22 protein-coding genes are annotated in these 19,171 nt (G+C 62.8%); 13 read left to right on the top strand and 9 right to left on the bottom strand.

The genetic code is table 11. From position 1 onward, the window contains the following. Nucleotides 1–7: 7 nt before the first annotated feature. Entirely contained in the window at nucleotides 8–709 is a 702-nt protein-coding gene (locus BM059_RS03900) for an FMN-dependent NADH-azoreductase (protein ID WP_074936862.1), read from the top strand. Nucleotides 710–744: 35 nt separating this feature from the next. Here the strand turns inward: BM059_RS03900 and BM059_RS03895 are convergent, their stop codons facing one another. Next, on the bottom strand, nucleotides 745–1,488 hold the full coding sequence (locus BM059_RS03895; protein WP_074937412.1) for a class I SAM-dependent DNA methyltransferase: 744 nt from the start codon (nucleotides 1,486–1,488) through the stop codon (nucleotides 745–747). 314 nt (nucleotides 1,489–1,802) lie between these two features. Between BM059_RS03895 and BM059_RS03890 the strand changes: the two genes are divergently transcribed. The 3 genes from BM059_RS03890 to BM059_RS03880 all read left to right on the top strand — a co-directional run bounded on the left by BM059_RS03890 (nucleotide 1,803) and on the right by BM059_RS03880 (nucleotide 4,104). Then, nucleotides 1,803–2,894 (top strand): SMP-30/gluconolactonase/LRE family protein, encoded by a 1,092-nt coding sequence (locus BM059_RS03890; RefSeq protein WP_074936860.1) that lies wholly within the window; start codon nucleotides 1,803–1,805, stop codon nucleotides 2,892–2,894. A 206-nt stretch (nucleotides 2,895–3,100) separates the two neighbouring features. Further along, the gene (locus BM059_RS03885) at nucleotides 3,101–3,541 is read left to right on the top strand and encodes a hypothetical protein (RefSeq protein ID WP_037000255.1); all 441 of its coding nucleotides are present in this window, start codon (nucleotides 3,101–3,103) and stop codon (nucleotides 3,539–3,541) included. 215 nt (nucleotides 3,542–3,756) lie between these two features. Beyond that, nucleotides 3,757–4,104, top strand: coding sequence for a cupin domain-containing protein (locus BM059_RS03880; protein WP_003241790.1), 348 nt, complete (start codon nucleotides 3,757–3,759; stop codon nucleotides 4,102–4,104). 129 nt (nucleotides 4,105–4,233) lie between these two features. Here the strand turns inward: BM059_RS03880 and BM059_RS03875 are convergent, their stop codons facing one another. After that, nucleotides 4,234–4,503 carry a DUF2798 domain-containing protein gene (locus BM059_RS03875; protein ID WP_037000260.1) on the bottom strand — a complete coding sequence of 90 codons (270 nt, stop codon included), beginning with the start codon at nucleotides 4,501–4,503 and terminating at the stop codon, nucleotides 4,234–4,236. Nucleotides 4,504–4,607: 104 nt separating this feature from the next. Here BM059_RS03875 and BM059_RS03870 point away from each other — a divergent pair, with 104 nt between their 5' ends. Both BM059_RS03870 and eco read left to right on the top strand, forming a co-directional pair. Next, on the top strand, nucleotides 4,608–5,573 hold the full coding sequence (locus BM059_RS03870) for a LysR family transcriptional regulator (protein ID WP_074936858.1): 966 nt from the start codon (nucleotides 4,608–4,610) through the stop codon (nucleotides 5,571–5,573). Between the two features lie 114 nt (nucleotides 5,574–5,687). Then, nucleotides 5,688–6,164, top strand: coding sequence for a serine protease inhibitor ecotin (gene eco, locus BM059_RS03865; protein WP_074936856.1), 477 nt, complete (start codon nucleotides 5,688–5,690; stop codon nucleotides 6,162–6,164). 109 nt (nucleotides 6,165–6,273) lie between these two features. Here eco and BM059_RS03860 read toward each other — a convergent pair whose 3' ends face one another. Both BM059_RS03860 and leuA read right to left on the bottom strand, forming a co-directional pair. Next, nucleotides 6,274–6,918 carry a YecA/YgfB family protein gene (locus BM059_RS03860; protein WP_037000264.1) on the bottom strand — a complete coding sequence of 215 codons (645 nt, stop codon included), beginning with the start codon at nucleotides 6,916–6,918 and terminating at the stop codon, nucleotides 6,274–6,276. Nucleotides 6,919–7,001: 83 nt separating this feature from the next. Then, nucleotides 7,002–8,687: a 2-isopropylmalate synthase gene (leuA, locus tag BM059_RS03855; RefSeq protein WP_074936854.1), complete on the bottom strand. Its 1,686-nt coding sequence runs from the start codon at nucleotides 8,685–8,687 to the stop codon at nucleotides 7,002–7,004. Nucleotides 8,688–8,991: 304 nt separating this feature from the next. Between leuA and BM059_RS03850 the strand changes: the two genes are divergently transcribed. Then, nucleotides 8,992–9,756 carry an AraC family transcriptional regulator gene (locus BM059_RS03850; protein ID WP_074936852.1) on the top strand — a complete coding sequence of 255 codons (765 nt, stop codon included), beginning with the start codon at nucleotides 8,992–8,994 and terminating at the stop codon, nucleotides 9,754–9,756. A 92-nt stretch (nucleotides 9,757–9,848) separates the two neighbouring features. Beyond that, nucleotides 9,849–11,858: a peptidase U32 family protein gene (locus tag BM059_RS03845; protein ID WP_074936850.1), complete on the top strand. Its 2,010-nt coding sequence runs from the start codon at nucleotides 9,849–9,851 to the stop codon at nucleotides 11,856–11,858. On the opposite strand, the gene BM059_RS03840 is transcribed toward BM059_RS03845, so the two are convergent. Beyond that, nucleotides 11,846–12,322: a DUF2938 family protein gene (locus BM059_RS03840; protein ID WP_244154374.1), complete on the bottom strand. Its 477-nt coding sequence runs from the start codon at nucleotides 12,320–12,322 to the stop codon at nucleotides 11,846–11,848. The two genes, BM059_RS03845 and BM059_RS03840, sit on opposite strands and share 13 nt — an antisense overlap. A 73-nt stretch (nucleotides 12,323–12,395) precedes the next feature. Between BM059_RS03840 and BM059_RS03835 the strand changes: the two genes are divergently transcribed. Continuing rightward, a complete protein-coding gene (locus BM059_RS03835) occupies nucleotides 12,396–12,824 on the top strand; it encodes a helix-turn-helix domain-containing protein (protein WP_074936847.1) in 429 nt (142 codons plus the stop codon). A 178-nt stretch (nucleotides 12,825–13,002) separates the two neighbouring features. On the opposite strand, the gene BM059_RS03830 is transcribed toward BM059_RS03835, so the two are convergent. Further along, nucleotides 13,003–13,311 carry a putative quinol monooxygenase gene (locus BM059_RS03830; protein ID WP_074936845.1) on the bottom strand — a complete coding sequence of 103 codons (309 nt, stop codon included), beginning with the start codon at nucleotides 13,309–13,311 and terminating at the stop codon, nucleotides 13,003–13,005. Nucleotides 13,312–13,464: 153 nt separating this feature from the next. On the opposite strand from BM059_RS03830, the gene BM059_RS03825 reads away from it, so the two are divergent. Further along, complete coding sequence (locus BM059_RS03825) at nucleotides 13,465–14,052, top strand: NADPH:quinone oxidoreductase MdaB (protein WP_037004341.1); 588 nt, start codon at nucleotides 13,465–13,467, stop codon at nucleotides 14,050–14,052. A gap of 9 nt (nucleotides 14,053–14,061) precedes the next feature. Here the strand turns inward: BM059_RS03825 and BM059_RS03820 are convergent, their stop codons facing one another. Then, the gene (locus BM059_RS03820; RefSeq protein WP_074936843.1) at nucleotides 14,062–14,865 is read right to left on the bottom strand and encodes a CAP domain-containing protein; all 804 of its coding nucleotides are present in this window, start codon (nucleotides 14,863–14,865) and stop codon (nucleotides 14,062–14,064) included. 242 nt (nucleotides 14,866–15,107) lie between these two features. Here BM059_RS03820 and BM059_RS03815 point away from each other — a divergent pair, with 242 nt between their 5' ends. After that, nucleotides 15,108–16,148, top strand: coding sequence for a GGDEF domain-containing protein (locus BM059_RS03815; RefSeq protein ID WP_074936842.1), 1,041 nt, complete (start codon nucleotides 15,108–15,110; stop codon nucleotides 16,146–16,148). Between the two features lie 11 nt (nucleotides 16,149–16,159). On the opposite strand, the gene BM059_RS03810 is transcribed toward BM059_RS03815, so the two are convergent. Then, the gene (locus tag BM059_RS03810; RefSeq protein ID WP_074936840.1) at nucleotides 16,160–16,609 is read right to left on the bottom strand and encodes a hypothetical protein; all 450 of its coding nucleotides are present in this window, start codon (nucleotides 16,607–16,609) and stop codon (nucleotides 16,160–16,162) included. Nucleotides 16,610–16,743: 134 nt separating this feature from the next. Further along, the gene (locus BM059_RS03805) at nucleotides 16,744–17,085 is read right to left on the bottom strand and encodes a hypothetical protein (RefSeq protein ID WP_037004348.1); all 342 of its coding nucleotides are present in this window, start codon (nucleotides 17,083–17,085) and stop codon (nucleotides 16,744–16,746) included. Nucleotides 17,086–17,252: 167 nt separating this feature from the next. Here BM059_RS03805 and BM059_RS03800 point away from each other — a divergent pair, with 167 nt between their 5' ends. Together BM059_RS03800 and BM059_RS03795 are read left to right on the top strand one after the other, a co-directional pair. Further along, nucleotides 17,253–17,534 carry a peptidylprolyl isomerase gene (locus tag BM059_RS03800; RefSeq protein ID WP_037004350.1) on the top strand — a complete coding sequence of 94 codons (282 nt, stop codon included), beginning with the start codon at nucleotides 17,253–17,255 and terminating at the stop codon, nucleotides 17,532–17,534. Between the two features lie 88 nt (nucleotides 17,535–17,622). After that, complete coding sequence (locus tag BM059_RS03795) at nucleotides 17,623–19,149, top strand: sensor domain-containing diguanylate cyclase (protein WP_074936838.1); 1,527 nt, start codon at nucleotides 17,623–17,625, stop codon at nucleotides 19,147–19,149. Nucleotides 19,150–19,171: the final 22 nt, after the last annotated feature.

Raw genomic sequence — 19,171 nt, 5'->3', positions numbered from 1 at the left:
ACTCATCATGACCCATATTCTGCATCTCGACGCCAGCGCCCGTCCCGGCCTCGCCGGCAAGGACCTGCACGGTTCGCACAGCCGCAACCTCAGCCATCGTTTCATCAGCCAGTGGCAGGCGCGCCGCCCACAGGACGTCGTCACCTACCGCGACATCGGTCAGAACCCGCCGTCGATCATCAGTCATGACTGGATCGCCTCATCCTTCACGCCCGAGCCGAAACGCGAAGCCTGGATGCACGACACCCTGGCCGAAAGTGATCGCCTGGTGGATGAACTGATCGCCGCCGACGTAGTGGTGATCGGCACGCCGCTTTACAACTTCGGCATGCCCGCCGCGCTCAAGGCGTGGGTCGACCAGGTGGTGCGCCCCGGCCGCACCGTGGACGTGGATGAAAGCAACCCGCTCGATCCATACATTCCCAAGCTGGCCGACCGGCCACGCCATGCGGTAATCCTCACGGCGCGCGGCGGTGTCGGTTTCGACCTGGGTGGCGAGATGGCGCATATGAACCATCTGGAGCCGAACCTGATCACTGCACTCGGCTTCATCGGCATCACCCGCGTGCACCAAATTGCCATCGAGGGCCAGGAAGTCGGCGGTGAACTGCTCGCCGCATCAGTCAAACAGGCCTTGGCCAAGGTCGATGCGCTGGTGGCCGAACTGCAGCGTTCATTGCAAACCGAGCGCGTCGAGGAGCCGGCATGAGGCAATGGCCAGGCTGAGGGTGACGCAGCCTCGCGTCAGCGCTTGGTGCAGGCAAACAGCGCGTTGCCGGAGCTGCCATCCCACGGCGCCAGCCGCTGATAGTCGTGCTCCAGCACCTGCACCTCGAAGTGCGACGCCAGCAGGCTCTGCAGCTCGGCGAAGTTCACCGCCACCATCGGGTGTTCGTCGTGCCAGACCTCGCTCTGCGAGGCGACGGTGCGCTCGATTCGCAGGCGCAGCGCCTGCTGCTCGCCTTCACCGCGGTAGTACCAGCCGGAGCTGAAGCGGAACTGCCCGTCGGCATGCTGCGCGCAGTGGGAAACGAACGAGGCGTTGTCGATGCGCTGCTTGTCCACGGCGTTGAAGCAGAACACCCCGCCCGGCGCCAGGGCCTCGTGCACGCTGACGATGCAAGCTTTCAGACGCTCGATGCTGGCGCTGTAGTGGATGGAGTAGAGAAAGCAGGTGATCAGGTCCAGCGGCTCGTCAACCTGAAAGCCACACATGTCCTGCCGGGCAAAGCGCGCCTCTGGGCAGCGCTGAGCGGCGCGGTCGAGCATCGGCAGGTTGATGTCCAGGCCGCTGCTGACATAACCGGCATCGAGAAAGTGGCGCACATGCGGGCCGGTGCCACAGGCCAGATCGAGATGACGCTTGCCACCGTTGCCGAACAGCTGTTGCAGGCGGTGCACGCAATGGCTCTGGGCGGCGTAGTCGATGTCCGCGCACATCAGATCGTAGTAACCCGACAGGTCGGTATAGAGAGCATTGCCGGACATGATGACAGGGGCACGAGGACGGAGGGCGCGCATCATAGCTCATGACCGATGCCGCTGAGCATTGACTTGACGTGGCATGCCTTGAATCAGCCACTTTCATTCAAGCAAGCAGGCACCTCGAGCCAGTCATCATACGACACCATAGAAACACAGCCGCCTCCACCCAATGCCTGACCCGCCTGGTGCGCGTGCGGCAGATGATTTTGCGCAGTTAAACTGTTACGGCAGCGCTGAAGCACTTTCACAGTCATCACACATCGTATAAGTTCACGAAGTCGCATCTGCGATCAACAAGAACAACAAGGAACCTCACGATGAATGACGAACAACGCCCCGACGGTTCGCGCCGTCATTTTCTCAAGCAATCGCTGGTCTATTCCGCTGCTGCCGCCAGCGCTGCCTCGCTGCTGCCGCAACTGGCCAACGCCACGCAGCCTCTGGATATGCGCTATCCATCCGGTGCGGTCAAGGCGCTGGATGACAGTTTCTTGCAACTGCGCCTGTTCAACGCCAGTGTCGAAAAGCTCGCCGATGGCATCCGCTGGGCCGAAGGCCCGGTGTGGTTCGGCGATGGTCGCTACCTGCTGGTCAGCGACATCCCCAACAACCGCATCATGCGCTGGGACGAAATCAGCCAGTCGCTGGCCGTCTACCGCCAGCCATCGAACTATTCCAATGGCCTGGTGCGCGACCGCCAGGGCCGGCTGATCGCCTGCGAAGGATCGACCACTCAAGACGTTGGCCGGCGCATCACCCGCACCGAACACGACGGCAGCATCACCGTGCTGGCCGATAAATTCGAGGGCAAGCGCTTCAATTCGCCGAACGACCTGGTGGTCAAGCGCGACGGCTCGGTGTGGTTCACCGACCCGCCCTTCCAGACCGGCAATTTCTACGAAGGCTACAAGATCGAGCCGGAGTTGCCCCACGGCGTCTACCGCATCGACGGCGAAACGCAGCAAGTCACCCGAGTGATCGACGATCTGGCCGGCCCTAACGGCCTGTGCTTCTCGCCGGACGAAAAGACCCTGTACATCGTCGAGGGCCGCGCCAAGCCGCATCGCCTGGTGTGGGCTTATCAGGTGAACGATGACGGCAGCCTCGGCCAACGCCGCAAACACATCGAAGCCACCGACACCGGCGCGCTGGATGGCATCAAATGCGACGAGTTCGGCAACCTGTGGTGCGGCTGGGGCAGCAACGGTTCAGCCGAGAGCGACCCGGAAAAGCTCGATGGCGTGCGCGTGTTCAACCCACAGGGCAAGGCCATCGGCCATATCTCACTGCCAGAGCGCTGCGCCAACCTGTGCTTTGGCGGCGAGAAAGGTAATCGCCTGTTCATGGCCAGCAGCCACGGCATCTATTCCCTGTTCGTCAACGCACGCGGTGCTACCTTCGTCAGGTAACCCATGCGCCACGGCCGATCCGGCCGTGGCCTTCCCTGCCTCAGGGCCGGACAGCCCCAAAATGCGCTTAAACCCTTCTATCTCGGTCATTACAGCAAGCATCAGTCGCATCGATGTTCACCATCATGCCAATGAAGTTCTCTGAAAAAATCCAGTGCGTAACATCTGCTCCATACCCAACCACAACACCGCTGGAGCAAAACATCATGAAACGCCAACTCATCCTCAGCTTCGCTTTCTCCGTACTGGCAGCCAACGTATTCGCCGCTTCTTCCACCCAACCTGTAGTCGCCGAAGGTGGTTCGGACCGCCTGATCGAAAACCGCGTCGCTGAAGGTGGCTCCGACCGTCTGATCGAAAACCGCGTTGCTGAAGGTGGCTCCGACCGTCTGATCGAAAACCGCGTTGCTGAAGGTGGCTCCGACCGTCTGATCGAAAACCGCGTTGCCGAAGGTGGCTCCGACCGTCTGATCGAAAACCGCGTTGCCGAAGGTGGCTCCGACCGTCTGATCGAAAACCGCGTTGCCGAAGGTGGCTCCGACCGTCTGATCGAAAACCGCGTTGCCGAAGGTGGCTCCGACCGTCTGATCGAAAACCGCGTTGCCGAAGGTGGCTCGGATCGCCTGATCGAAAACCGCACCGCCTGACACCTTCCTGATGACCTGATCGAGAACGTCGTATGACTCGATGGCAAGCACAGCCCCACAAGGCCGGCCTGATAAGCCGGCCTTGGCTTTTTCAGGGGTAAAGAAACCGTGCGCTCACTGCGCGAATGAGTAGCCCCGTGTCGACCCCAGGCAATCGACCACCCCGCCCCCGCTCTATGGTGAACGCCCCTCTTGATCATTCACCGGAGCGCCCCATGGCCAACAAACCGATCACCGTTCTGCGCGATACCCAGCCGATGCCCGTCGTCGATGCCTGCAAGTGGGAGCGCATCGAAGGTGACCCGCACACCGTCAACCTCAATGCCTACACCTCCGAAGACGGCAGCAAGATCATGGGTACCTGGATCTGCACGCCCGGCAAATGGCGCGTGGAGTACGTGAAGTGGGAGTACTGCCACTTTCAGGAGGGCTACTGCATCATCACCCCGGACGGCATGGAGCCGATCCATCTCAAGGCCGGCGACATCTTCGTGGTCGAGCCGGGCATGAAGGGCACCTGGGAAGTGGTGGAAACGGTGCGCAAGTACTTCGTGTTCGCCTGATCGCAGCACCTCGTATCGGTGCGCGTCCACTACGGCGCCCACCGAACCCCCTTGCCTTGTTCGAAGGCCAGGCAACCCGCTACCGCGTCAATCCTGCAGCCCTCACTCTGGATGGCTGCGTAACGCTCTTCAGGGCGCCCGCACCGTGAGGCTCACCAGTTTGAGCACGATCGGCCGCACCAGCATCACGCAAACGAACGCTACCGGCATCGCCAGGCAGTAAGCACTCAGCACCGCCTGCAGATAACCCGGGCCGATGCCCCGGTTTGCTGCGGTAATCAACAGCGTCATGAGCATGGCCATGATGCTCGACATGAAGAAGGCGAAGGCCACGGGCATGGCACGGGCAGGCAGCTTCCAGCTGCGCGTGGCGGTTGCAGCGAGGTCGAGATCGGACATTGCTCAGGTTCTCTGTTCGATGAAAGTACCGAACACTCTAGCGATGAAGGTGATTGCAGCGGTAGAGGGTGGAAGGTAAGTTGAATATCAAGATCAACTTACGAATGAATGGCACATTGGAAAGTAAAAGCACAGATACCCTGCGCGGCCTGGAGAGTTTCGTGAAGGCCGTAGAAAGCGGCAGCATCGCTGCCGGCGCACGCCTGCTGGGTATCAGCGCAGCCGCAGCGAGCCAGAATATCGCCCGCCTGGAGCAGAGCCTGGGCCTTCGCCTGCTCACCCGTACCACTCGAAGGTTGGCACTCACCGACGCCGGCTCGCTGTACTTCGAACGCGTGCAGGCTGCCCTTCAGGAGCTGGAACTCGCCCGCGCCGCCATCGCCGACTTGCAGGACGAGCCACGCGGGCAGTTGCGCATCGCTACCAGTGCGGCGTTCGGTCGTCATGTATTGGCTCCACTGATTCCCGGTTTCATGGCGCAGCACCCGCGCATCCGCTGCGAACTGCTGACCACCGACGGCAGCGTCGATCACGTGCAGGAAGGCGTGGACATCAGTATCCACATCGAGCAGCAACTGCAGAGCGGCCTGGTGGCCAGACGCATCGCCACTGCACAGACCCGCTTCTGCGCCGCACCTGCCTACCTGCAACGCGCCGGGCACCCCAGCGAACCCGAACAATTGCGCGACCACGACTGCCTGCTGTTTCGTTTCGCCACCGACGGGCGCCTCTTGCGCTGGGGCTTCGTTCGCGACGACGTGCACTTCGATGCTCAGGTCAGAGTGGGCATGAGCAGCAACGATATCGATGCCTTGGCACAGTGCGCTGCGTCAGGCGGCGGCATCACCCGCCTGGCTTCCTTTGTCGCCGATCCCTACCTGGCCCGCGGTGACCTGGTCGAACTGTTCTCTTCGGCCACGCCCACAGACAGCCGTGCGAGCAGCGCACCACTGGACTTTTACCTGTGTGTGCGTGACCGCTATGAGCTGACGCCCAAGGTGCGTCTGTTCATCGATTACCTGCAACACGCCCTGCCCGCCGAGTTGCAACCCTCAACCGAGGCGCGCTGAGATGGCTTGTAAAACGCAGGAACTTGGCCTATCCACAACGGTCAGTGCTGCGCCGCCGATCCGGCGGTTTCCCAACCACGGACGACCCACAAGGTCTTTCAGCAAGGAACTCTCATGAACCGACTCAAACTGCCACTGCTCTCCCTCGTCTGCGCCCTGCCGCTGGCCGCCTGCGCAGCCACGCCCGAGGCGCTCAAGCCCTACCCCGCCGCTGCCGACGGCTACAGCCGCCACGTGATCGAGCTACCGGCACAGGCCAACGAAGCCGAGCACAAGGTGGAAATCATCGCCGGCAAAACCCTGGAAGTGGACTGCAACCAGCAACGCCTGGGCGGCCAGTGGCAGGAAAAAACCGTGGAAGGTTGGGGCTATAACTACTACGAACTGGGCCAGGTCGGCCCGGCCATGAGCACCCTGATGGCCTGCCCGGATGGCAGCCGCAAGCCAGCGTTCGTGCGCGTCGGTGGTGAGCCGCAACTGGTGCGCTACAACAGCAAGCTGCCGCTGGTGATCTACGCACCCAAGGATGTCGAAGTGCGCTATCGCGTGTGGTCCGCCGCAGGTGAAACCAGCGTGGCGCCGCTTCAGTAAGCACTACTGCCGTACACCAGCCCGTCCGGGCTGGTGTACTGATAGTCACTTGAGCAGCGATGGCCTGAATGCGTCCATCGCCAGCGACACCACTCTTGCAGCGCTGAGCTCAGCGCATGCAGCACTGTTTGTATTTCTTGCCACTGCCGCAGGTGCACGGGTCGTTGCGACCCACCTTGGCGTCATCACGGCGTACCGGCAGTACTGGCTGCAGGTTTTGCTGCCAGTACTCGTAAAGCTCGACAGCCGCCGGTTCGAGCAGCGCCGTGCTGGCGTCATACTCGGCGTCGGACATGGCCTTGAGCGTCGCGCTGCCGCTTTCATCGCCGTGCAGGGTGATCAGCGCACGGGCTGCTGCCACCGACTCTGGCAGTGCTTCCTCCAGCCAACCGGCAACCGTAGCGCCGCGCAGATAGCCCGCGCACCACTCGGAGACGATCAACTTCTCGCCCTTGCCGTTGCTGTCAGCAAGGAAGATCGCCTCGTAATCATCCGGCTCCTCGCTGAGCATGTAGGCCGCCTCGCTCATCAGCTCGACGGCCAGCTTCATGAAGCGCTCGCCATCCTTGTCGCTCGGCCATTGCGGCGGCTGGTCGGCCCAGATCGCCGAATACCAGACGGCAGGCGCAACCTGGCGCGGGCCGGAGACGATGGCGGCGAAAAAACCGTCCAGCTCGCTGGCGGACAGAATCGAGTCATCGTTGCCGTACTTGAGCAGCCACTGATCGAGCTTCTCCAACCCTCTGTTGTCCATCGCCATGTTCCCACTGAAAAGGGCGCTATTTTCCCATATCTGGCCGGCGGCAGACAGCCTGAGCTCACCGCCAGCCTTCGCGCTCATCCCAGGCGGGCCTGCAACTGTGCCTGCGCCGGGGTAAAGCGTGCGACCGCCGCCAGCAGCGCCTGCAGCGAGGCGCGCAGCAGATTGCCATCGCGCCCGGCACCGAAGCGCGAGCCGCTCTGCCCCCGCCAGCTGACTTCCACCAGCGCCAGCGCACTGGCCTCGCTACCGCCGCCGAGGCTGTGCTCGTGGTAATCGTCGATGCGCAGCGGCAGATCCAGCGCGGCCACCGCCGCAGCCAGCGGTCCGCTGCCAGCGCCATGCAGCATCAGGCGGCGGCCGGCCAACTCGATTTCCAATTCGATGTGCTGCCGCTCGCCTTCGTCCTGTAGACGATGACCGCGATAGACCAGCGTGCCACCCACCTGCGCCGGCGCCAGATAGGTTTGCTGGTACAGCTGCCACAGTTCGGCCGAAGACAGCTCGGTCTCGCTGCTGTCGGCCTGCTTCTGCACCACGGCGCTGAACTCCACCTGCTGCCGACGCGTCATCTGCACGCCGTGATCACGCTGCAACAGATAGGCGATTCCGCCTTTGCCGGACTGGCTGTTGACCCGCACGATGCTGTCGTAGGTGCGGCCGAGATCCTGCGGGTCGATCGGCAGGTACGGCACCCGCCACAAGCCCTCAGGATTCTGCGCGGCAAAGCCCTTGGCGATGGCGTCCTGATGCGAGCCGGAGAACGCGGTGAACACCAGGTCGCCGACATAAGGATGGCGCGGATGAACCGGCAAGCCGGTGCAGGCTTCGGCGATGCGCGCCACGCCAGCGATGTCGGAGAAATCCAGCCCCGGATCGATGCCTTGGGTGTAGAGGTTGAGCGCCAACGTCACCAGATCGAGATTGCCGCTGCGCTCGCCATTGCCGAACAGACACCCCTCGACCCGCTGCGCACCGGCCAGCAGCGCCTGCTCGGCGCAGGCCACGCCGGTGCCACGGTCGTTGTGCGGATGCACCGATAGCACCACGTGCTCGCGCCGCGCCAGGCGCCGATGCATCCACTCGATCTGGTCGGCGAAGACGTTGGCCGTGCTGACTTCCACGGTAGTCGGCAGATTGATGATGATCGGCCGCTCGGGGCCGGCATCCCAGGCGCGTATGGCGGCGTTGCAGATGCGCAACGACACCTCCAGTTCGGCCATGCAGAAGGTTTCCGGCGAGTACTGCAGCACCCACTCGGTCTCGGGATGGGCCGCCGCCAGCGTCTTCAACAGCTGGATGTGGCGCACCACCAACGCCTCGATCTCATCGACCGAGAGCTTGAACACCACCTCGCGCCACACCGGGGCGATAGCGTTGTACAGGTGCACGATCACCCGCCGCGCGCCGGCTACTGCCTGCACGGTCTGTTCGATGAGATCTTCGCGCAGCTGGGTCATCACCATCGGTGTGACGTCGTCCGGGATGCCGCCCTCGTCGATAAGCTGGCGGATGATGTCGAAATCGGTGCGCGAGGCAGCAGGAAAGCCCACCTCGATTTCCTTGAAGCCCAGGCGCACCAGCTCGCCGAACAGACGCAGCTTGCGCTCGCGGTTCATCGGCTCGAACAACGCCTGGTTGCCGTCACGCAGGTCGGTGGACAGCCACACGGGTGCCTGCTGCAAACGCTGCTGTGGCCAGCGGCGCTCGGGCAGATCGACAGGGGGAAACGCGCGGTACTTGGTGTGCGGATTGCGCAACATGACAAAGCCTCGATAGGGAGCAGAACAAGGTGATCTCCCCTGCCTGCGCAGCAGGCTGATCGAGGCCGGGATCAGGGGGAGATCAGCGGTGCGTGACGATCACACACCGGATCGGACCCCGGCCGAGGCTCAGGGCGGATAGAAGCTGGGCGAAGATGCTCATGGCGATACCTGCATGAATGAGTGCTCAGCTTAGTGCGCGCGATATCGACCACCTCACGCCAAATGGCCTATCACTGTCGCGAAATGGACAACCTGGCGCCGCAGCGCTAGGCTGACTCGCCCTCCAGCCGCACAACCCGCCATGGTCGATCACACCGAACTGCCCTATGAATCACTGGCCATGCCGGTCACCGGCGTGGCCGTCGACTACCCCAGCGGCCACCGGGTGCCGTCGCACAGCCACCCGCGCGCGCAACTGATCTACGCCATCGAAGGCGTGCTGGTGGTCGATACCCCGGCCGGGCGCTGGGTGACGCCGCCGAACCGCGGCGTATGGCTGCAGGCCGGCTGCGAACATGCCTTGCACATGCGCGGCGTCACCCGAGTGCGCAGCCTGTTCGTCAACCCCGACGCCGCACCCGGGCTGCCGGCTGGCAACCGCGTGATTGACGTCAACCCTCTGCTGCGCGAGCTGATCCAGGCCGCCACCCTGGTGCCGGCGCAGTACAGCACCGACAGCCGCGACGGCCGCCTGATGCGTTTTCTGCTGGATGAACTGAGCAGCCTGGCGGTGCTGCCGCTACACCTGCCCTGGCCGAGTGACTCGCGCATCGCCCGGGTGTGCCAGAGCCTCGCGGACAACCCGGCTCAGAACGACTCGGCCGAACACTGGGCGGCGCAACTGGCGATGAGCAGCAAGACCTTCCACCGCCATTTCCAGCGCAGCACCGGCATCACCTTCGGCCGTTGGCGCCAGCAGGCGCGCCTACTGCTCTCGCTGGAGGCATTGGCGCAGGGCCTGCCGGTGCTGCAGGTGGCGCTGCAGCATGGCTATGACAGTCAGAGCGCCTTCGCCGCGGCCTTCCGCCGCCAGTTCGGCGTGGCACCCTCGACGTTTTATCGCTGAAGGCCCGCCAGCGGGACTAGTGGCGGATGCCGAACCAGCGCAGCGCCGGTACAATGCGCAGCTTGCCCGTGCCGCCTGATAAAGAAAAAATCATGTCCCTGCCCAAACACCACCTGGAACTGCTCAGCCCTGCGCGTGACGTCGAAATCGCCCGCGAGGCCATCCTGCATGGCGCCGACGCCATCTATATCGGCGGCCCGAGCTTCGGCGCGCGGCACAACGCCTGCAACGAAGTGAGCGATATCGCCAGCCTGGTGGAGTTCGCCCGCCGCTACCATGCGCGGGTATTCACCACGATCAACACCATCTTGCATGACGACGAGCTGGAGCCGGCGCGCACGCTGATCCACCAGCTCTACGACGCAGGCGTGGATGCGTTGATCGTGCAGGACATGGGGGTGATGGAGCTGGATATTCCGCCCATCGAGCTGCATGCCAGCACCCAGACCGACATTCGCACCCTGGCACGAGCCAAATTTCTCGACCAGGCCGGCTTCTCCCAACTGGTGCTGGCGCGCGAGCTGAACCTGCAGGAAATCCGCCAGATTGCCGATGCCACAGACGCGGCCATTGAGTTCTTCATCCACGGCGCGCTGTGCGTGGCCTTCTCCGGCCAGTGCAACATTTCCCATGCGCAGACCGGGCGCAGCGCCAACCGCGGCGACTGCTCCCAAGCCTGCCGCCTGCCCTATACCCTCAAGGATGAGCAAGGCGGCGTGATCGCCTACGAGAAACACCTGCTGTCGATGAAGGACAACAACCAGAGCGCCAACCTGCGCGCTCTGGTCGAGGCCGGTGTGCGCTCGTTCAAGATCGAGGGCCGCTACAAGGATGTGGCCTACGTGAAGAACATCACCGCCCACTACCGCCGCGAGCTCGACGCCATTCTTGAAGACCGCCCGGACCTGGCCCGCGCCTCCAGCGGCCGTACCGCGCACTTCTTCGTGCCCGATCCGGACAAGACCTTCCACCGTGGCAGCACCGACTACTTCGTCACCGAGCGCAAGGTGGACATCGGCGCCTTCGATTCGCCGACCTTCACCGGGCTTTCCGTCGGCCATGTCGAGAAGGTCAACAAGCGCGACCTGATCGCCGTCACCCATGAGCCCTTGTCCAACGGCGACGGCCTCAATGTGCTGGTCAAGCGTGAAGTGGTGGGTTTCCGCGCCAACATCGCCGAACTCAAGGGTGAGTTCGAAGAAGACGGCGAGAAGCGCTATCGCTACCGCGTCGAGCCCAACGAGATGCCCGAAGGCCTGTTCCGCCTGCGCCCGAATCATCCGCTGTCGCGCAACCTCGACCACAACTGGCAGCAGGCGCTGCAACGCACCAGCGCCGAACGCCGCATCGGTGTGAGCTGGAAGGCCGTGCTGCGCGAGAACGCACTCACGCTGACGGCCACCAGCGAAGAAGGCATCAGCGTCGAGGTCGCCCTGCCCGGCCCGTTCGGCGCCGCCAACAAGCCGGAACAGGCGCTCGATGGCCTGCGCGACCTGCTCACCCAGCTTGGCACCACCATCTACCACGCCCAGGGCGTCACCCTCGACGCGCCGCAGGCGTTCTTCGTGCCCAACTCGCAACTCAAGGCGCTGCGCCGCGAGGCCATCGAGGCGCTGACCGAAGCGCGCATTACCGCCCACCCACGTGGCAGCCGCAAGGCCGAGACCGACCCGGCGCCGGTGTACCCGGAGTCGCACCTGTCGTTTCTGGCCAACGTCTACAACCAGAAGGCCCGCGACTTCTACCATCGCCATGGCGTGCAACTGATCGACGCCGCCTACGAGGCCCACGAAGAAAAAGGCGAAGTGCCGGTGATGATCACCAAGCACTGCCTGCGCTTCTCCTTCAACCTGTGTCCGAAACAGGCCAAGGGCGTGACCGGCGTGAAGACCAAGGTCGCACCGATGCAGCTGGTACATGGCGATGAAGTGCTGACGCTGAAGTTCGACTGCAAGCCGTGCGAGATGCACGTGATCGGCAAGATGAAGGGCCACATCCTTGACCTGCCACACCCAGGCAGCGCGGCAACCCAGGTGGTCGGCCAGATCAGCCCGGACGACCTGCTCAAGACCATTCGCCAGAAGCCGGGTTACAGCCATTGAGCCAACAGGCCCATCAGGTACAGGCCCAGACCGAATACCAGATGGGTCAGTAACGCACGCACACGCACCCGCCAGGGCTGCGGCGTGCGTGAAGCGGCCATGCCCATGCCGAACGCAGGCTGCATCAGCAGCAGTGGCGCGGCGACGCTGAGCGCAGCAAAGGCCAGCGCCGGTGCAAGCGTGGGACGCTGCAGCCAAGCGTCGCCAACCCAGGCCAGGAACAACGCGGCGAACAACAATCCGGTCAGGTAATGAAAGATCCAGCCCAGCGCATGCTCACCGCGCACTGTGGGCGCCTCGCCAATCGCCGCATGGCGCAACTGCCCATGACGCATGTGCCCCAGCCAACGCCCGACCCAGGCGTAATCCAGCGCCGCCACACCGAACCAGCGTTTGCGCGCCAGCGCCCACAGGTCCATCAACAGCGTTGCGCCAATACCCAGCATGATGATCTCGACTGCCATACACACCTCCATCTACCCTATCTGGAAAGCTTTCAAAACAAGGCTGCCAGTTAAAGTCGACTTGAGGTCAAGCATGAAAGAGCTGGATATCGGCAAGGTCGCGCGCTGGTCAGGTCTGCCGGCCTCGACCTTGCGTTACTACGAAGAAAAAGGGCTGATCCACTCCATCGGCCGCAATGGCCTGAAGCGGGTCTTCGCCGAGTCGGTGCTGCAGCGCCTGTCGCTGATCGCACTCGGGCGCACGGCTGGCTTCTCGCTGGACGCTATCGCGGAGATGCTGGCGGCAGAGGGCGGCCCTGCCATCGACCGTGAGCAACTGGAGCGCAAGGCAGAGCAGTTGGATCACACTATTCGCCGCCTATCCGCCATTCGCGACGGGCTGCGCCATGCGGCGCTGTGCCCGGCCGACAACCACCTGAGCTGCCCCACCTTCCAGCGCCTGATGAGCCTGGCCAGCAAGCAGATGGGCCGAAAGCGCCCTGCCGCTGCCGAACGGGCTTGAACGGCCGCAGTGCCGGTGTTGCCGGCTTGCGCTCGGGCCTGCGGCTGCATCGTCTTGGCCTCGGTGCGCACAGCGCACCCTACAACAGCGACGCGCACCGTAGGGTGTCGCGGGGCCGCCCAGGTCGTGCGCACCAAGAACGATGTACCCAGTAGGGTGCGCCATGCGCACCGGGTTTTCAGCGACTCACTCGACGGGCCGGGCTGAGCATCTCGATCTCGCGGATCTCGAAATCACGGCGCAGGTAGTCCATGCGCTTGTCGTGAAATTCGCGCATATGCGGCAGGGCCACGTGCAGCTCGAAAGCCTCCGGTGATGCCCACACCTCGTAGAAGATGAACAGCGTCGGATCCTGCGCATCGCGCAGCATGTGATATTCGATGCAGCCGGGCTCGGCGCGGCTGGGTTCGACATAGCTGCGAAACAGCTGCTCGAAGGCATCAGCCTGCTCGGGCTTGGTATGGGCGTGAAGGATGAAGCCGTACATGAGGTAGGTTTCTCGACATGGGAAGATGCCTCACCATATCGCAGCATTCGCCGAACCTTTCATGACTTTCAGTCAACAATGATTTGACCGTTCCGGGGTGTTTCGCACGCGCAGGGCTCGATAACCTGCCGCCACATTTTCTGGAGAACCCCGATGAAAAAGATCCTCCTGCTCAACGGCGGCAAAGCATTCGCCCATTCCCACGGCCAATACAACACCACCCTGCATGATGCGGCGGTGGCCTTTCTCGATCGCGCCGGTTTCGACGTCAAGACCACCTTCATCGACGGTGGCTACGACGTGGAAGAAGAAGTGCAGAAATTCCTCTGGGCCGACGTGGTGATCTACCAGATGCCCGGCTGGTGGATGGGGGCGCCCTGGACGGTCAAGAAGTATCTGGACGAGGTGTTCACCGAAGGCCACGGCAGCCTGTACGCCAACGACGGCCGTACCCGCTCCGATGCGTCGCAGAAGTACGGCAGCGGCGGGCTGATCCAGGGCAAACAGTACATGCTGTCGCTGACCTGGAACGCCCCGGTGCAGGCCTTCGAAGACCCGACCGACTTCTTCGAAGGCAAAGGCGTGGATGCAGTGTACTTCCCCTTCCACAAGGCCAACGAATTCCTCGGAATGACTGGCCTGCCCACCTTCATCTGCAATGACGTGATGAAAGTGCCGAGCATCGAGCACGACGTGGCGCGCTACGAACAGCACCTGGCCAAGGTGTTCGGCGTCAACTGACGCAAACACTCACTCACCGCCGAACAACGCCGTCCAATAGATGCCAGCGTCGCTCTGCGGGTCGTTGGCATAGGCGGCGCCTAGCTCGCTGAACTCCGGGTTCATGATGTTGGCGCAGTGCCCGGAACTGGCCAGCCAACCCTCGACCACCTTGGCGGTGGTATCCAGTGCGGCAGCGATGTTCTCACCGACCTTGGTACCGCTGTAACCCGCCAGCTCGGCTCGGTCACCCGGCGTCAGACCGTCAGGCCCCTGGTGAGCGAAGAAGTTGCCGTTGGCCATAGCCCGGCTATGGCTCTCGGCGGCGCTGCCCAACTCGGCGTTCCATACCAGTGGCGCGGCGGCAGCAAAGCGCTGGTCACCACATTGGCGTGCCTCGGCGCGGGCCGAGTTGATCTGCAGCAACAGACTTTCCCCCTCGGTCTGCCAGGTTTGCAGGCGCCCGCTGAGCAGCGGGCGGGCGAGAACGATGCGCCAGTCGCGGTCATGCTGGCTGACGCCAATATCGATGAACTGCGGGTCGAGCAGCACACGGCAGAAGCTTTCGCTCAGCGCCTGCATGGCGGCCTGTGCGTTGCGCGGCCCCGAGAGCGTGATGGCCTGGACGTTGACCAGTGGATAACCGGCAGCGCTCAACGAATCCTGCAGATCTGCAGTGCCATTGGCAGACAGTATCAGGCGTGGGTCGTTGGCCAACGGCGGCAGAGGCTCGGAGGCCTGCACGCCACAGCGTTGCACCTCACTGCGATAGGCGTTGATCGTCTCGATCAGCACCTGATCCTCAGCGGCCTGAGCCGCGCTCCATACGCCCATAAACAGCAGCGCCAGCAGGCAGGCTTGCCATCCCCATTTGCTCGTTGTTGTTGTCATACAGCCCTCTCCCAACTAACGTCGTGATTCTGACGCATTTCCCGGCACAGGATCACTGCCGGCTTCCTAGTCCCTTCGAACGCCCGCGTGCACTGGCATCGCGGACGAACGGCAGGGTTCCTGCATGACGCCATCTATCGTCATCACACACCTTACGCACTCGCCTCTCCCGCTCGAGAACACTGATGCCCGGTTACTTCGCAAAGACCGAACAACATCGCCGCCTGGTCCTCAAAGCCTTGCTATGGATCACCATGATCGGCGGTTTGTTCTTCTCGGTGGTCAATCTGATGCACGACAACTGGCTGCTGGCTGGTCTGGAGATCGGCTACGCCGGCGTGTCGCTGTATCTGCTGACCATCATCGATAAAACGAGCAATCTGCAGCTATTGACCGCGATTTACCTGCTGCCGTTCTTCAGCATCATGATTGTGGCGCTGGCTCAGACCACCACTAGCTTCGCGGTGTTCGCCTGGATACAGACAATTCCGATCATCTGCTACCTGCTATTGGGGCTGCGCCTGGGGATGTACGGCTCGATTCTGTTCGTGGGCATCGGCCTGTTCGTCTTCAGTCGGCGGTTTTCTTCCGACGAAATCCTGCAGAACGTGGAGATCATCGCCAACCTCGGCCTGGCCAGTCTGGCAGTGATGATCTTCGCGCACATTTATGAACGCAGCCGCATTCTCAACGAAAAACGCCTGACCGAGCAGGCCACTACCGATGCCCTGACCGGCCTGCCGAACCGGCTGAAGCTGGCGGAGGTTTTCGAGCGCGAGCGCGCCCACGCCCTGCGCAACGGTACGCCGCTTTCGCTGGTGTTCATCGATATCGATCACTTCAAGCAGATCAACGACCGCTTCGGCCATGAAGTCGGCGACCGCGCCCTGGCTCACTTCGCCAAGGTGCTGGCGCAGCGCCTGCGCATCAATGATCTGTTCTGTCGCCTGGGCGGCGAGGAGTTTGCCGTGCTGTTGTCAGGCAGCAAGACGGCGCAGGCGCGTGACATTGCCGAGAGCCTGCGCGAGCGCCTGGCTGCCGAGCCGCTGGTCGTGGATGACAGCACACTGCACATGACGCTGAGCGCTGGCGTGGCCTGTTTCGGGGTGGACGGGCAATCACTGGACGAGCTGATGCAAGCGGCAGACAGGCGCACCTACGCGGCCAAGCGCGCCGGGCGTAACCGGGTGATCACTCAAGAGAACATGGCGCCCGCCCTGGACTGAGCGGAGGCAGATCAGGCGTAGACGCTGACTCCGCCTTTTTCCTGCAACCACTGGCGATAGGTTTCCAGCGAGTCGGTCTGCTGGTCGCCATTGTGCCCAGCGATGCGCACACTGCCATCGAGACCGGCATCCACCATCTTCTGCACCTGCTGCAGCAGCTTGGCGGCATCGTCACGATCCAGCTGCATCACGTCCGGCAACTGAATCACCGAAGGTTTCGCCGGCTGGCTGTCGGCGCTGCGCTGCACGGCGCTGCTGGAGTTCGATGCGCCACCGTTCATGGCGCGCAACAAGCCGCCCTCGCTGCGCGCCACCACCTGCTTGGCAAAACGCCGTAGATCGGCAATCGGATCCTGGCTGGCCTGCCCATCGGCCTCGCCGCTGGTCGAACTCGAACGATTGTTGAGCTGGCTGCCGTAGTAACTGAGCATGGCAGGCGTGCTGTTGTTGATACTGGTCATGGGGCCTCCGCGAAATCCGTTTGCTCATGCAAAGCAGATTCCGGGCCAGCCGCTGCAGGCCAGTGAATACGAGGCCTGCGCAGTACATCGTGGCAGCGGCTTGCCACTCCGAGGCAAGGTTTTGCCCGCGGCGGTCAACCCAGCAGATCGACCATTACCGCGTTGCTGTAGATCAGGCAGCCATCTGCGGCGCTGTAGCCGAGCAGATGAAACTGGCCACGCGACGCCTCGCCGCCAATGTACACGCGCCACTTGCATTCACTTAGCGGGCCGAAGCCATCCGGCATGACCAGCGCCAAGGTCTGCATGTCGGCGTCGATCATCGCGTCTCTGACCCCGCTGCGCTGCAGCTCCTCCTCGGTCTGTTCCAGGCGCAGGTGCTCCGCCTCACTGACATGGAACTGCAGGGTACCGATGGGGACGGATTTACTGTCGTTATCGGCCTTGCGCCAACCGTCGATGCTCAGGGTGTTCATCTGCAAGTCTCCTCGGTGGAGCCTGAGTTAAGGGCCAATGCCCGCTTACAGAAGTTGGGACAAGCCGGATGCCGAAACGACTCCTGACAGATGGACGAACGGCCTACCGTTTGCTTGTCGAGGCGATTGCGCTAGGCTCTGCACCTTCATTGATAGGAGGTACTCCCATGGCCCGCGCCACTGCCCGCCACATCCTGGTTGCCAGCGAAGACAAGTGCAACGAACTGAAAACCGCCATCGAAGGCGGCGCCGACTTCGCCCAGTTGGCCAAAGACAACTCCTCCTGCCCGTCCGGCCGTAGCGGCGGCGACCTGGGCTCGTTCGGCCCCGGCCAGATGGTCAAGGAATTCGACACCGTGGTCTTCAGCGCGCCGGTTGGCGTGGTGCAAGGTCCGGTGAAGACCCAGTTCGGCTATCACCTGCTGGAAGTCACCAGCCGCCAGGACTGATGGTACATAACGGAAGGGCCGCCACTGCGGCTCTTCTTTTTCCCAAGCCTTTTCCAACATTCCTGCAGTAGGGCTCTGGGTTTCAGACATGAAACGCGGTATTCGGCTCACCTCCATTCTGCTGGTATTCATTTGCCTGTCGCTGGCGTTGCTCACCGCCTGGCAGGTCTGGTTCTCTCGTGAGCGCGCGTTGCATGAGTTGAACGTCGCCAACCTCAACCTGGTTCAGGCGCTGGACAACTACGCGGAAGGGGTCATTCGGCAATCCGAACTGGTCTTAATCGAGTTGAGCGATCGCCTGCAGAACGGCCCGGCGACTCAACAACCAGAGCGCCTCGAGGCGCTATTGCAGAAGCAGAGTGAAGTGCTTGGCCTGGCCAATGCCATCGTCATCTATGACCAGCTAGGCAATCGCCAACTGTCATCGCCCCTCCCTCCCGAACAGGGCCTTAACGCCGCTGATCGCGCTTTTTTCATTCATCACCGCGACGATCCCTCTACCGACACCTTCATTGGCCCCACCATCAAAAGCCGCATCACCGGTGACTGGGTCTTTACCGTCAGCCGGCGGCTGAACGATGGTCAGGGGCGCTTCGCTGGTGTGGTCGCGGTGACGCTGGACGTCGAGCGCTTTCTGAGTTTCTTCGGCAGCCTGGATCTTGGCGAGCACGGCTCGATGAGCCTTTCTACCGGCGACGCCAAGCTGCTGTTTCGCCAACCATTCCGTGAGCAGGATGTCGGCATGGACTGGTCTGAATCGCCCATTCTGCAAAGGCTGCACGACCACCGTGAAGGTACTATCGTACAGACGTCCCGCATCGACGGTGTCGAGCGTGTCTACGCCTTCCGGCGCAATGATCGCCTGCCGCTGATCACCATCGTCGCCCTTGGCCGAGAAGACGCTCTGGAACCCTGGCGCCACAATGCCCAGTTGTTCGCCAGCCTGATTCTGCTGTTGCTGGTGGCCGTCGGGATCATCGGCCAGCGCCTGATCGTCGACATCCGCCGCCGCATGCGCGCCGAGCGCCAGTTGCTCAGCGCCAAGGAAGAACTGCTCGATGCCAATGCACGACTGGAAGTGCTTGCCTCCCAGGACGGCTTGACTGGCCTGGCCAACCGCCGCAGTTTCGACCAGACCCTCGAAGTGGAGATTCGCCGTGCCCAGCGCCGTGGCTCTTCGCTGTCACTGCTGCTGCTCGATATCGATCTGTTCAAGCGCTACAACGATCGCTACGGCCATGTAGCCGGCGATGACTGCCTGCGCACGGTGGCGGCGCTGCTCAAACAATGCGTGCGCAGGCCCGGCGATCTGGCCGCACGCTACGGCGGCGAGGAACTGGCGGTGATCTTGCCGAACACCACGGGCGAAGGTGCCACGGCCGTGGCACAAGCGTTCATGCAGGCGCTGGAGCAGCGCCACCTACGTCATGAAGCGAGCCCTTTCGCAAGGGTCACCGTCAGTGCTGGCGTAGCCAACCTGACGCCGGATCAACGGGACAGCTCGGTATTGGCGCTGGCGTTGATCGAAGCAGCTGATCAAGCCCTTTATCGGGCCAAGAGTAACGGCCGTAACTGCATGAAAAGCACCGAGGTCGAGAGCCAACATCAGGGATGACAAGACACCTGAAGCGGTTCAG

It is taken from the genome of Ectopseudomonas composti, from assembly GCF_900115475.1.
Taxonomy (GTDB): Bacteria; Pseudomonadota; Gammaproteobacteria; order Pseudomonadales; family Pseudomonadaceae; genus Aquipseudomonas; species Aquipseudomonas composti.
Note: the sequence above shows the minus strand (reverse complement) of the source record. Positions and strands in the feature narration are given on the sequence as shown.

Excerpts from the sequence above, each read along its gene's own strand:
- BM059_RS03900 (WP_074936862.1), top strand. The coding sequence starts at position 8 with ATGACCCATATTCTGCATCTCGACGCCAGCGCCCGTCCCGGCCTCGCC.
- BM059_RS03895 (WP_074937412.1), bottom strand. The coding sequence starts at position 1,488 with ATGTCCGGCAATGCTCTCTATACCGACCTGTCGGGTTACTACGATCTG.
- BM059_RS03890 (WP_074936860.1), top strand. The coding sequence starts at position 1,803 with ATGAATGACGAACAACGCCCCGACGGTTCGCGCCGTCATTTTCTCAAG.
- BM059_RS03885 (WP_037000255.1), top strand. The coding sequence starts at position 3,101 with ATGAAACGCCAACTCATCCTCAGCTTCGCTTTCTCCGTACTGGCAGCC.
- BM059_RS03880 (WP_003241790.1), top strand. The coding sequence starts at position 3,757 with ATGGCCAACAAACCGATCACCGTTCTGCGCGATACCCAGCCGATGCCC.
- BM059_RS03875 (WP_037000260.1), bottom strand. The coding sequence starts at position 4,503 with ATGTCCGATCTCGACCTCGCTGCAACCGCCACGCGCAGCTGGAAGCTG.
- BM059_RS03870 (WP_074936858.1), top strand. The coding sequence starts at position 4,608 with ATGAATGGCACATTGGAAAGTAAAAGCACAGATACCCTGCGCGGCCTG.
- eco (WP_074936856.1), top strand. The coding sequence starts at position 5,688 with ATGAACCGACTCAAACTGCCACTGCTCTCCCTCGTCTGCGCCCTGCCG.
- BM059_RS03860 (WP_037000264.1), bottom strand. The coding sequence starts at position 6,918 with ATGGACAACAGAGGGTTGGAGAAGCTCGATCAGTGGCTGCTCAAGTAC.
- leuA (WP_074936854.1), bottom strand. The coding sequence starts at position 8,687 with ATGTTGCGCAATCCGCACACCAAGTACCGCGCGTTTCCCCCTGTCGAT.
- BM059_RS03850 (WP_074936852.1), top strand. The coding sequence starts at position 8,992 with ATGGTCGATCACACCGAACTGCCCTATGAATCACTGGCCATGCCGGTC.
- BM059_RS03845 (WP_074936850.1), top strand. The coding sequence starts at position 9,849 with ATGTCCCTGCCCAAACACCACCTGGAACTGCTCAGCCCTGCGCGTGAC.
- BM059_RS03840 (WP_244154374.1), bottom strand. The coding sequence starts at position 12,322 with ATGGCAGTCGAGATCATCATGCTGGGTATTGGCGCAACGCTGTTGATG.
- BM059_RS03835 (WP_074936847.1), top strand. The coding sequence starts at position 12,396 with ATGAAAGAGCTGGATATCGGCAAGGTCGCGCGCTGGTCAGGTCTGCCG.
- BM059_RS03830 (WP_074936845.1), bottom strand. The coding sequence starts at position 13,311 with ATGTACGGCTTCATCCTTCACGCCCATACCAAGCCCGAGCAGGCTGAT.
- BM059_RS03825 (WP_037004341.1), top strand. The coding sequence starts at position 13,465 with ATGAAAAAGATCCTCCTGCTCAACGGCGGCAAAGCATTCGCCCATTCC.
- BM059_RS03820 (WP_074936843.1), bottom strand. The coding sequence starts at position 14,865 with ATGGGCGTATGGAGCGCGGCTCAGGCCGCTGAGGATCAGGTGCTGATC.
- BM059_RS03815 (WP_074936842.1), top strand. The coding sequence starts at position 15,108 with ATGCCCGGTTACTTCGCAAAGACCGAACAACATCGCCGCCTGGTCCTC.
- BM059_RS03810 (WP_074936840.1), bottom strand. The coding sequence starts at position 16,609 with ATGACCAGTATCAACAACAGCACGCCTGCCATGCTCAGTTACTACGGC.
- BM059_RS03805 (WP_037004348.1), bottom strand. The coding sequence starts at position 17,085 with ATGAACACCCTGAGCATCGACGGTTGGCGCAAGGCCGATAACGACAGT.
- BM059_RS03800 (WP_037004350.1), top strand. The coding sequence starts at position 17,253 with ATGGCCCGCGCCACTGCCCGCCACATCCTGGTTGCCAGCGAAGACAAG.
- BM059_RS03795 (WP_074936838.1), top strand. The coding sequence starts at position 17,623 with ATGAAACGCGGTATTCGGCTCACCTCCATTCTGCTGGTATTCATTTGC.